Origin of the sequence: Streptomyces sp. NBC_01622, assembly GCF_045209635.1 — a bacterium.
Lineage (GTDB): Bacteria > Actinomycetota > Actinomycetes > Streptomycetales > Streptomycetaceae > Streptomyces.
In genome coordinates, this window is record NZ_CP109293.1 from 10,934,014 (window position 1) to 10,945,608 (window position 11,595).

Sequence of the window (11,595 nt, forward strand, 5' to 3'; positions counted from 1 at the left end):
GCTGTAGGTTGAGCGCCATGACCGCATCCCAGCCACCGACCACCGCCGAGGAGCTGCGCGGTGCCGGCCTGCGGGTGACGGCAGCCCGCGTCGCGCTGCTCGAGACCGTCCGGCACGGCGACCACCTCGATGTCGAGGCGGTCGCGTCCGGGGTCCGCGACCGCGTAGGACACATATCGCTCCAGGCCGTCTACGACGCCCTCCACGCGCTGACCTCGGCCGGACTCGTCCGCCGTATCGAACCGGCGGGCAGTCCCGCCCGCTTCGAAGGACGCGTCGGCGACAACCACCACCACGTCATGTGCAGGTCGTGCGGTGTCGTCGCCGACGTCGACTGCGCGGTCGGCGAGGCACCCTGCCTGACCGCCTCCGACGACCACGGCTTCTCGATCGACGAGGCCGAGGTCATCTACTGGGGTCTGTGCCCCACCTGTACCGCCGCCCCCAGTTCCTGAGTCACGTGATCCACCCCGTTTGGAAGGATTCCCATGTCTGAGAACCACGACGCAATCGTCACGGACGCGAAGTCGGAGGATGCCGGGGGCTGCCCCGTCGCGCACGGGCGCGCCGCGCACCCCACCCAGGGCGGCGGCAACCGTCAGTGGTGGCCGGAGCGGCTCAACCTGAAGATCCTCGCCAAGGACCCGGTGGTCGCGAACCCGCTCGGCGCGGACTTCGACTACGCCGCGGCGTTCGGTGGCCTCGACCTCGCGGCCGTCAAACAGGACATTGCCGAGGTGCTGACCACCTCGCAGGACTGGTGGCCGGCGGACTTCGGCAACTACGGCCCGCTGATGATCCGCATGGCCTGGCACAGCGCCGGCACCTACCGCATCAGCGACGGCCGCGGCGGTGGCGGCCGCGGTCAGCAGCGCTTCGCGCCGCTCAACAGCTGGCCGGACAACGGCAACCTCGACAAGGCCCGCCGTCTGCTGTGGCCGGTCAAGAAGAAGTACGGCCAGTCCATCTCCTGGGCCGACCTCATGATCCTCACCGGCAACGTGGCGCTGGAGACGATGGGCTTTACGACCTTCGGCTTCGGCGGCGGCCGCGCCGACGTCTGGGAGGCCGACGAGGACGTGTACTGGGGTCCCGAGACCACCTGGCTCGACGACCAGCGCTACACAGGCGACCGCGAGCTGGAGAACCCGCTCGGCGCCGTCCAGATGGGCCTCATCTACGTCAACCCCGAGGGCCCCAACGGCAACCCGGACCCGCTGGCCGCGGCCCGCGACATCCGTGAGACCTTCCGCCGCATGGCGATGAACGACGAGGAGACCGTCGCCCTCATCGCCGGTGGCCACACCTTCGGCAAGACCCACGGCGCGGGCCCGGCCGAGTCGGTCGGCGACGACCCCGAGGCCGCCCCGCTCGAGGCGCAGGGCCTGGGCTGGAAGTCCACCTACGGCACCGGCAAGGGCGGCGACGCCATCACCTCCGGCCTCGAGGTGACCTGGACCACCAAGCCCACCCAGTGGAGCAACGACTTCTTCGACATCCTCTTCGGCTACGAGTGGGAGCTGACCCAGAGCCCCGCCGGCGCCAACCAGTGGGTGGCCAAGGACGCTCAGGCGATCATCCCCGACGCCCACGACGCGTCGAAGAAGAAGCTCCCGACGATGCTCACCACCGACCTCTCGCTGCGCTTCGACCCGATCTACGGCGAGATCTCGAAGCGCTTCCACGAGAACCCGGCCGAGTTCGCGGACGCCTTCGCCCGCGCCTGGTACAAGCTGACCCACCGCGACCTGGGCCCGAAGTCCCTGTACCTCGGCCCGGAGGTCCCGTCCGAGACCCTGCTGTGGCAGGACCCGCTGCCGCAGGCCGAGGGCGAGGCCATCGACGCCGCCGACATCACGGCCCTCAAGGCGAAGATCCTCGCCTCGGACCTGACCGTCTCGCAGCTCGTCTCCGCCGCCTGGGCGTCCGCCTCCACCTTCCGCGGCAGCGACAGGCGCGGCGGCGCCAACGGCGCCCGCATCCGCCTGGAGCCGCAGCGCGGCTGGGAGGCCAACGACCCCGACCAGCTCGCGCAGGTGCTGCGGGTCCTCGAAGGCATCCAGCAGGAGTTCAACTCGGGCGCCAAGAAGGTCTCCCTCGCCGACCTGATCGTCCTCGGCGGTGCCGCCGCGGTCGAGAAGGCCGCCAGGGACGGCGGCGTCGACGTGGAGGTCCCCTTCACGCCGGGCCGTGTCGACGCGACCGAGGAGCACACCGACCCCGAGTCGTTCGCCGCGCTGGAGCCGACCTCCGACGGCTTCCGCAACTACCTCGGCAAGGGCAACCGCCTCCCCGCCGAGTACCTGCTGCTCGACCGGGCCAACCTGCTCACGCTGACCGCCCCCGAGCTGACCGTCCTCGTCGGCGGCCTGCGCGTCCTGGGCGCCAACCAGGGCCAGTCCACCCACGGTGTCCTCACCGACAAGGTCGGCACGCTGACGAACGACTTCTTCGTCAACCTGCTCGACCTGGGCACCACGTGGTCGTCGACCTCCTCGGACCAGCAGACCTTCGAGGGCCGCGACGCCTCCGGCGCCATCAAGTGGACCGGCACGCGTGCCGACCTGGTCTTCGGCTCGAACTCCGAACTCCGCGCGCTCGCCGAGGTGTACGCGAGCGACGACGCGAAGGAGAAGTTCGTGAAGGACTTCGTCGCCGCCTGGGCCAAGGTCTCCGACCTGGACCGTTTCGACCTGATCTGAGCACTCCGCACCACCTGACGTCCGGGTCGGCCCTCACAGGTCGGCCCGGGCGTTTCTCAATCACCGAACGCGCGGCACAGGAGTGCACGTTCGTCACATAAGCTCCTCCGCATGAACGAGGGGGAGACCGGCAGACGGGTCGTCGACGGCCGCTTCGAGCTGGAGTCCCGGCTCGGCGGCGGTGGCATGGGCACGGTGTGGCGCGCCCGAGACCTGCTGCTGCACCGCTATGTCGCCGTCAAGGAGGTCCGGCCGCCGGACCTCGACCTCGCCGAGTACGACCCCGGCGCGGCCGAGATGCTCCGCCAGCGGGTCCTGCGCGAGGCACGCGCCCTGGCCCGGGTCGAGCACCCGAACGTGGTGACGATCCATCACATCGTCGACGGCGGCGAGGGCACCTACCCCTGGCTGGTCATGGAACTCGTCCAAGGCGGCTCACTGGCCGACCGGTTGGAGCGCGGACCGATGGCACCGGCGGAGGCCGCCCGGCTCGGCTCCGGAGTGCTCGACGCCCTCAACGCGGCACACGCGGCCGGCGTCCAGCACCGTGACGTGAAACCCGCCAACGTCCTGCTGCGCACCGACGGCCGCCCCGTCCTCACGGACTTCGGCATCGCCGCGATCCGTGACGCCACCGCCCTCACCGCCACCGGATCCATCATCGGCACCCCCGACTACATGGCTCCGGAGCGCGTCTCGGGCCACAGCGGCGGCCCCGCCGCCGACCTGTGGTCGCTGGCGATGATGCTCTACGTCGCCGTCGAGGGCCACCACCCGCTCCGGCGCGGTACGACCCTGGCCACGCTGGCCGCCGTACTCCAGGAGGAGGTTCCGCCACCGGTGCGGGCCGGGTCACTGACGCCGGTGCTGTCGTGTGTGCTGGTGCGTGATCCCGAGGCGCGGCCGGACGCGGGGACGGTGGGCCGGATGCTGGCCGCCGCGGCGGCCCGGCCGGTGGTCCGCGGCCCCGAGACCACCTCGTACCCGCTCGCACCCCCGGCCCCGCCGGCGCTGCCGCCCACCGACGACATGCAGGCGGTACGGCGACGCGGGCGACCGGGAGTTGCGGTCGCCTCCAGCGTCGTGGGCGTACTGCTGATCGGCACGCTCGCCTGGAAGGTGCTGCCGGGCGGGAACAGCAACGACAAGGGTGCGACCACGTCCCCGGGCGCGACCGGACAGACACAGCAGAGTTCACCCACCGCCACGCCTTCCAGCTCGGCCTCCGCGAAGACCACCGACCTGCTCACCCCCGACGGCATCCGTACCGCGATCAAGGCCATCGAGAAGGAGACGGGGCGGGACAGCTTCGGCGACCTGAGCGTTTATCCCGAATACGTCGTTGCAGAGGTAATGGTCAAGGGCAGCAAGACGAAGTACGACACGTACACCTACCGCTCCGGTAGCGGCGTGGAGAAGGGCATCATCAACGGCAAGTTGGGGGAGGGATGGGAGCCGGTGGACCTGCGGAAGTTCCAGTGGGACGCCGTTCCGGTGTTGCTCGCTCGTGCGGCGAAGGTGCTCAAGGTCAAGAATCCGACGTCCCGCTACTTGTTGGTCGAGGGCACGTGGAAGGTCTTCAACGACCCTGCGCACATGTCCGTTTACTTGGGTGACGAATACGGGTCGAGCGGCAATCTACAGGCCGATCCACAGGGCAAGGTGACCAAGGTGATGCCCGCCGAAGAGTAGGTTTCAGCCCGTGCCCACCCTGCTGATCGTCCATCACACCCCCTCGCCCAACTGCCAGGCGATGTTCGAGGCTGTCCTCGCCGGGGCGACAACCCCGGAGATCGAGAACGTCCAGGTCGTACGCCGTGCCGCCCTGTCCGCGACCGTGTCGGACGTGTTGGCCGCCGACGGGTATCTCCTCGGCACGCCCGCGAACCTCGGGTACATGGCCGGTGCCCTCAAGCACTTCTTCGACCAGATCTACTACCCGTGCCTGGACGAGACGCGCGGCAGGCCCTTCGGGTACTACGTGCACGGCGGGAACGACGTGACGGGAGCCGTGCGTGGCATCGAGTCGATCACGACCGGGCTGGGCTGGCGGCGCGCTGCCGACCCGGTGACGCTGACCGGCGAGCCCGACAGGGCGGGCACCGAGGCCTGCTGGGAACTCGGGGCGACGGTCGCCGCCGGACTGACGGACTGAGCGGGCGGCCCGGAGGGACGGCCACCACCCGTTCGGACGCCGAAGAGTGTCGTCACCCAGGGAGCACCCTCAGCGTGGAGGGACATGCCTCTCAGAGTGACAGGAGTTCTTCATGAGGAAGCGTCTGACGGCCGCGGTGGGTCTGGCGGGTGCGGCACTGCTGCTGTGCGCCGGTACGGCGAGCGCGGACCCCGACCCCGTCGGTGTCGCCGTCGACAGCCCGGGCGTGCTCTCCGGAAACGTCGTCCAGATCCCCATCGACCTGGACCTCAACGCGTGCGGCAACTCGATCAACGTGATCGGTCTGCTGAACCCGGTGGCGGGCAACCACTGCGAGGCCTGACGAACCGTACCGTGAACGAGCCGTGGGCCCCGCGCCCGCGGCTCGTTCCGTGTGCAAGGGAGACGGCTGTCAGGGGACATCGGTCAGCCGGTGCAGGGGAGTGCCGTGGGCCCAGCGCCGTAAACGCGTGCCGTCGATGAGCTGGACGCCGCCCTGACGGCGCGCCCACTGCACATCACGTCCGCTGAAGGTCCCCCGGTGGACGACGAGCCGTAGATGCGGCCCGGAGCCGGCCGTGCGCCCCGAGCGCGTCGGCGCCTCCTCGTCGGGCAGCGGTTCGGCGACCGGCCGGAAGGCCACCTCCAGACGGCGACCGCGCCGGTCGCGGGCCCGGACCCGCGGCTGGCCCAGCGCGTCGGGCCGGGCGAGCGCCCGCCAGCCGTCGCGGCGCAGCATCCGGGACACGGCCAGCGCGAGGCCCTCCACATCCAGGTCGGCGATCTCCTCGGGCGTGTAGAAACCCAGGCGGCGACGGGCCAGCGGCCGGTGATGCACGACCGAGGCCACGGCGATCACCCCGAGCAGCGCCAGACCGCCGACGAGCGCGCCGGTGCCGAGGGCGCGGTACGCCACGGCGAGGCCGGCCACGACACCGCACACGACGACGGCCACGACCACCAGCGCGGGCAGCACCTCGTACAGTCCGGGGCCGTAGCGTCCCTGGGCGCGCAGCGCGCGGATCGTCTCCCGCCGCCGCGAACTGCGGGACGCGCGCTTCTGATGCCTCTGTAACCTCTGCGTCAACAGGGCCAACTCCCCCCACCCCCAAGCGCGTTGGCGCCTGCCTTACAGATACCCGGCGGAGAGGGTCCATGAGCGCGGCGCCGGGAACCGGCCACCGAACCGGCCGAACCATTTCGGCGCGCCTTGTCCCTGGGGGCAGCGAACTCCTCCCTCCCGACCCCTGGCCCCCGGGACTTACCGCCCGGTATACAAGGCCAGTTGAACGAGAGACGACCACGTCGGGGTGTCCTGTCGCGCCGTCTCCTACCTGGGGGAGGAACTCCATGAACCGTGAGACGCAACCGGCCGCGTCGGCGCACCACCGCGGCAGGGCAGTGGCGGTCGCGGCGGCGGTCAGCGGCTGCGCCCTCGTCGTCGCGTCCGCGGCACCCGCGGCGGCACACGACTCGGGCCACGGCCACGACCGCACCACGCAGTACGTGGCGCTCGGGGACTCCTACACGTCGGGCCCGTACATACCGACCCAGGTGGACGCCAACTGCGCCCGCTCCGACCACAATTACCCCTCGGTGGTGACGGCCGCTGAAAGAGGGACCGTCCTGGAGGACGTGAGCTGCAGCGGGGCGACGACCGCGGAGATGTGGCAGGCGCAGGGCACCAACCCGCCCCAACTGGACGCCGTACAGCGGAACACGGACCTGGTGACAGTCCAGATCGGCGGCAACGACATCGGGTTCAGCACCATCATCGGCACCTGCGCCAAGCTCAGCGCCACGGACCTGACGGGCAACCCCTGCCAGCGCTACTACAACTCTTCGGGCGCCGACCAGTTGGCGCTGGCCGTCCTCAACACCGCGCCCAAGGTGGCCAAGGTGCTGCGCGCGGTCCACAAGAAGGCACCGCACGCGCGCGTGCTCGTCGTCGGCTACCCGGACCTCCTGCCCGACGACGGCAGCGGCTGCTACCCCTCAGTGCCGTTCGCGGCCAAGGACTTCCCCTACCTCCGGGACACCGGCAAGCACCTCAACCTGATGCTCCGTCTGGTCGCCGCGCTCAACGGCGCGGAGTACGTCGACACCTACGGCCCGACCGTCGGCCACGACATGTGCAAGGCGCCCGCCGACCGCTGGATCGAGCCGCTGCAGCCCGCCTCCCCGGCGGCTCCCGCGCACCCCAACGCGAAGGGCGAGGCGGCCATGGCGGGCGCGGTCCTGAAGCAACTGGACAGGCGCCACCGGTACTGACGGACAGCGGAGGCCCGGGTTTTCCACAGGCGGCGGGGGTGTACTCGCGAAACATGCCCCTGACGAGCAAAGATGGGGCCGTACGCGAAGTCGGTCGATACGGAGGAGCGGGCAGATGCCACACGAGCGAGCGGGCGAACAGGCCCGCGCCGAGGATCTCGTAGACGTAGCCCGACTGGTCACCGCGTACTACGCGCTGCACCCGGACCCCGCCGAGCCGGGGCAGCGCGTCGCGTTCGGCACCTCCGGGCACCGCGGGTCCTCCCTGAACACGGCGTTCAACGAGGACCACATCGCCGCCACCAGCCAGGCCATCTGCGAGTACCGGGCCGGCCAGGGCACCGACGGCCCGCTCTTCCTCGGCGCCGACACCCACGCGCTGTCCGAGCCCGCGACGGTGACCGCGCTGGAGGTGTTCGCCGCCAACGAGGTCACGGTCCTCATCGACAGCGCGGACGGCTACACGCCCACCCCCGCGGTGTCCCACGCCATCCTCACCCACAACCGCGGCCGGACCTCGGGCCTCGCGGACGGCGTCGTGGTCACCCCCTCGCACAACCCGCCCGCAGACGGCGGCTTCAAGTACAACCCGCCCAACGGCGGCCCGGCCGGCTCCGAGATCACCTCCTGGATCCAGGACCGCGCCAACGAGATCATCGCCGGCGGCATGAAGGACGTACGCCGCATCCCGTACACCCGGGCGCTCGCCGCCCCGGGTACGGGCCGCTACGACTTCCTCGGCACGTATGTCGCCGACCTGCCGAGCGTCCTCGACCTGGACGCGATCAGGACGGCCGGGGTGCGGATCGGCGCCGACCCGCTGGGCGGGGCGTCCGTCGCCTACTGGGGCCGGATCGCGGAGGAGCACCGGCTCGACCTGACCGTGGTCAATCCGCTCACGGACCCGACCTGGCGGTTCATGACGCTGGACTGGGACGGCAAGATCCGCATGGACTGCTCGTCGCCGTACGCGATGGCCTCGCTGATCGCACAGCGCGACCGGTTCGACATCGCCACCGGCAACGACGCAGACTCCGACCGGCACGGCATCGTCACCCCGGACGCGGGCCTGATGAACCCCAACCACTATCTGGCCGTGGCCATTTCCTACCTCTACGCCCACCGTGAGCAGTGGCCCGCGGATGCCGGGGTCGGCAAGACCCTCGTGTCCTCCTCGATGATCGACCGGGTCGCCGCCGACCTCGGGCGCCGGCTCGTCGAGGTGCCCGTCGGCTTCAAGTGGTTCGTGGACGGACTGGTCGACGGCTCGCTCGGCTTCGGCGGCGAGGAGTCGGCCGGCGCGTCCTTCCTGCGCCGGGACGGCTCCGTGTGGACCACCGACAAGGACGGCATCATCCTGGCGCTGCTCGCCAGCGAGATCACCGCGGTCACCGGGAAGACGCCCTCGCAGCACTACGCCACCCTCACGAACCGCTTCGGCACGCCGGCCTACGCCCGGATCGACGCCCCCGCGAACCGCGAGGAGAAGGCGCTGCTCGCCAAGCTCTCGCCCGCGCAGGTCACCGCCGACACCCTGGCCGGCGAGCCCGTCACCGGCGTGCTCACCGAGGCACCAGGCAACGGCGCGGCCCTCGGCGGCATCAAGGTGACCACCGCCAACGCCTGGTTCGCGGCCCGGCCCTCCGGCACCGAGGATGTGTACAAGATCTACGCCGAGTCCTTCCTCGGCCCCGACCACCTCGGTCAGGTGCAGGAGGAGGCCAAGGCCGTGGTCGGGGCGGCGCTCGGCGGCTGACCGTACTGTCGGCCGTGGTGCCGCCTGTGGCCGGAATGAACGGTGGGGCGGCCGGTGTTGGGCCGACACGTGAGTCACGACGCCAGGTGGAGTTGAACCCCGTATGTCCCTCGAAGCCACCGACTACACGGGACAGACGTCGTGCGGCGACGAAGCCCGCACCCCGCTGCGCGACTTCCTGCGGACCGAGACCGGAAGCGCCGCCGTCCTGGTGGCGGCGGCGCTGGCCGCGCTCGTCTGGGCCAATGTCACACCGTCGGCGTACGAGTCGTTCTGGCAGACCCACCTCTCCGTGCGGCTCGGCTCGCACGGGGTCTCCCTCGATCTGCGGGAGTGGGTCAACAGTGGGCTGATGACGCTGTTCTTCCTCGTCGTCGGCCTGGAGGCGCGGCGCGAGTTCGACATGGGCGAGCTGCGCGAACGCAAGCGACTGGCGCTGCCGCTCGTCGCGGGCCTGAGCGGCATGCTCGTGCCGATCGGCATCTACCTGGCGATCAACGCCGGCCACGGAACGGCGGACGGCTGGGGCGCGGCGATGTCCACCGACACGGCGTTCGCCCTCGGCATGCTGGCCGTCGTGGGCAGGGGCATGCCGCCCGGACTACGGGTCTTCCTCCTCACGATCACCGTCGTCGACGACTTCCTGGCGCTCGTGGTGATCGCCGTCTTCTACAGCGGCCACATCGCCGTACCTGCGCTCCTGGTCGCCGTGGGCACGTTCGCCATCGTCCTGCTGCTACGGCGGTTCAGGGTGCGCCGGGGGCCCGTGTACGCGCTGCTCGGGGTCGTCGCCTGGGTCGCGTTGCTCAAGTCGGGAGTGGACCCGGTCGTCATCGGGCTCGCCATGGGGCTGATCACCTTCGCCTATCCGGCGGGACGCGACGACCTGGAACGCGCCACCGGACTGTTCCGGCTCTTCCGCGAACAGCCCACCCCCGAACTGGAACGCGACGTACGGGCCGGTATCGCCGCGTCCATCTCCCCGAACGACCGCCTCCAGCGGATCTACCACCCGTGGGCGAGCTATGTCGTGGTCCCGCTGTTCGCGCTGGCCAACGCCGGACTGCAGATCAGCGGGGAGCAGTTGCAGAGAGCTTTCACCTCGCCCGTCGGGCTGGGCATTCTCATCGGATACGTCGTCGGCAAGCCGCTCGGCATCGTCTCCTCGACGGCACTGACCAGCGTCCTGTCCCGGGGCCGGGTCCGGCCGCCGGTCGGCTGGGGCGCCGTGACCGCGGGCGGCACCCTCGCGGGCGTCGGCTTCACCGTCTCCCTGCTGATCGCGACGCTCGCCTTCGACGGGACCACCCTGGAGGACGCGAAGACGGGCATCCTCGGTGCCGTCGTCGGCTCGTTCCTGGTCGCCCGGCTGGTCACCGGCGTGATCGGACTGCTGCCACCGCAGATCCGGCCCCGGGTGCTGTTCGGCAGGGCGGAAACCATCGTCGACCTGTCCGTCCCCGTCGACCCCGACCGCGACCACCTGCGCGGCCCGCGGCACGCCCCGGTGACCGTCGTGGAGTACGGCGACTACGAGTGCCCGTACTGCGGCCAGGCCGAGCCGGTCGTTCGCGAACTGCTCGGCGACTTCGGGGACGAGGTGCGCTACGTGTGGCGGCATCTCCCGCTCACCGACGTCCACCTCCACGCCCAGCTGGCAGCCGAGGCGGCGGAGGCCGCCGCGCTGCAGGGCGGCTACTGGGCCATGCACGACCTGCTGCTCAGCCACCAGGGCGCCCTGCGTCTCAAGGACCTGCGGGGCTATGCCGAACAGATCGGCCTGGACACCGCCCGCTTCGAACGCGACATGCGGGCCCACGCCGGGGCGGGCCATGTCGCCGAGGACGTGGAGTCGGCCGACCTCAGCGGGGTGGCGGGCACGCCCACCTTCTTCGTGAACGGCCGCAGGCACTACGGCGCGTACGACATCGAGGGCCTCTCCCAGGCCGTACGGGCGGCCCGGGAGCGGGCCGCGCTACGGGTCTAGGCGGCGGGAATGCGCCGAGGGGGGCCGGTGTTGGAACGCATGTAGCTGACATGCTCGGGACAAGATCCCGGGATGTGGGCGGAAGGAGGTCCTCATGGCACGCACCACGAACCGTCCCGTCGTCACCCTGAAGTCGACGGCCGGGACCGGCGTCACCTACGTGACGCGCAAGAACCGTCGCAACGACCCCGACCGGCTGGTCCTGCGCAAGTACGACCCGGTCGCCGGCGAGCACGTCGAATTCCGCGAACAGCGTTGAACCCAGCAGAGCGGCCGTCCCTCCGGGGGCGGTCTGAGGAAGGAAACACCATGAGGTCTGGCATCCACCCCGTGTCCCGTCCGGTCGTCTTCCGCGACCGCGCCGCGGACACCGCGTTCCTCACCACCTCGACCGCGCAGTCCGCGCGCACGATCGAGTGGGCGGACGGGAACACCTACCCGCTGATCGACGTCGAGATCTCGTCGGCCAGCCACCCCTTCTACACCGGCAACACGCGCGTCGTGGACACCGCCGGCCGTGTGGAGCGCTTCGAGCGCCGTTACGGGAGGCAGTCATGAAGGTCCGCAAGTCCCTGCGCTCACTGAAGGCCAAGCCCGGCGCACAGGTGGTCCGCCGCCGCGGCGTGACGTTCGTCATCAACAAGAAGGACCCGCGCTTCAAGGCCCGCCAGGGCTGACACAACGCGAACGACCCACCGGCCCGGCCCCGCTTCGTGCGGCGGCC

General features: G+C 70.8%; 12 protein-coding genes. 11 read left to right on the forward strand and 1 reads right to left on the reverse strand.

Annotated elements, in window-relative coordinates; translation table 11 throughout:
• Window positions 1-17 precede the first annotated feature (17 nt).
• From OH768_RS50540 to OH768_RS50560, 5 genes are all read left to right on the forward strand, one after another.
• Complete coding sequence (locus OH768_RS50540; protein WP_406464112.1) at window positions 18-455, forward strand: Fur family transcriptional regulator; 438 nt, start codon at window positions 18-20, stop codon at window positions 453-455.
• A gap of 33 nt (window positions 456-488) precedes the next feature.
• On the forward strand, window positions 489-2,702 hold the full coding sequence (katG, locus tag OH768_RS50545) for a catalase/peroxidase HPI (RefSeq protein ID WP_406464114.1): 2,214 nt from the start codon (window positions 489-491) through the stop codon (window positions 2,700-2,702).
• Window positions 2,703-2,813: 111 nt separating this feature from the next.
• The gene (locus tag OH768_RS50550) at window positions 2,814-4,394 is read left to right on the forward strand and encodes a serine/threonine-protein kinase (protein ID WP_406464116.1); all 1,581 of its coding nucleotides are present in this window, start codon (window positions 2,814-2,816) and stop codon (window positions 4,392-4,394) included.
• Between the two features lie 10 nt (window positions 4,395-4,404).
• Window positions 4,405-4,857 (forward strand): flavodoxin family protein, encoded by a 453-nt coding sequence (locus tag OH768_RS50555; protein WP_406464117.1) that lies wholly within the window; start codon window positions 4,405-4,407, stop codon window positions 4,855-4,857.
• A gap of 112 nt (window positions 4,858-4,969) precedes the next feature.
• Window positions 4,970-5,200 (forward strand): chaplin, encoded by a 231-nt coding sequence (locus tag OH768_RS50560; RefSeq protein WP_406464118.1) that lies wholly within the window; start codon window positions 4,970-4,972, stop codon window positions 5,198-5,200.
• Window positions 5,201-5,269: 69 nt separating this feature from the next.
• Here OH768_RS50560 and OH768_RS50565 read toward each other — a convergent pair whose 3' ends face one another.
• A complete protein-coding gene (locus OH768_RS50565) occupies window positions 5,270-5,944 on the reverse strand; it encodes a hypothetical protein (protein WP_406464119.1) in 675 nt (224 codons plus the stop codon).
• A 263-nt stretch (window positions 5,945-6,207) separates the two neighbouring features.
• Between OH768_RS50565 and OH768_RS50570 the strand changes: the two genes are divergently transcribed.
• From OH768_RS50570 to ykgO, 6 genes are all read left to right on the forward strand, one after another.
• On the forward strand, window positions 6,208-7,128 hold the full coding sequence (locus OH768_RS50570) for an SGNH/GDSL hydrolase family protein (protein ID WP_406464120.1): 921 nt from the start codon (window positions 6,208-6,210) through the stop codon (window positions 7,126-7,128).
• Window positions 7,129-7,243: 115 nt separating this feature from the next.
• Complete coding sequence (gene pgm, locus OH768_RS50575) at window positions 7,244-8,884, forward strand: phosphoglucomutase (alpha-D-glucose-1,6-bisphosphate-dependent) (protein WP_406464122.1); 1,641 nt, start codon at window positions 7,244-7,246, stop codon at window positions 8,882-8,884.
• A gap of 103 nt (window positions 8,885-8,987) precedes the next feature.
• Window positions 8,988-10,871: a Na+/H+ antiporter NhaA gene (gene nhaA / locus OH768_RS50580; protein WP_406464124.1), complete on the forward strand. Its 1,884-nt coding sequence runs from the start codon at window positions 8,988-8,990 to the stop codon at window positions 10,869-10,871.
• A gap of 94 nt (window positions 10,872-10,965) precedes the next feature.
• Entirely contained in the window at window positions 10,966-11,130 is a 165-nt protein-coding gene (gene rpmG, locus OH768_RS50585; RefSeq protein ID WP_093623241.1) for a 50S ribosomal protein L33, read from the forward strand.
• Between the two features lie 50 nt (window positions 11,131-11,180).
• Window positions 11,181-11,429 carry a type B 50S ribosomal protein L31 gene (locus OH768_RS50590; protein ID WP_317883668.1) on the forward strand — a complete coding sequence of 83 codons (249 nt, stop codon included), beginning with the start codon at window positions 11,181-11,183 and terminating at the stop codon, window positions 11,427-11,429.
• Window positions 11,426-11,548, forward strand: coding sequence for a type B 50S ribosomal protein L36 (ykgO, locus tag OH768_RS50595; protein WP_006130958.1), 123 nt, complete (start codon window positions 11,426-11,428; stop codon window positions 11,546-11,548). The genes OH768_RS50590 and ykgO overlap by 4 nt, the downstream gene beginning before the upstream one ends.
• Window positions 11,549-11,595 lie beyond the last annotated feature (47 nt).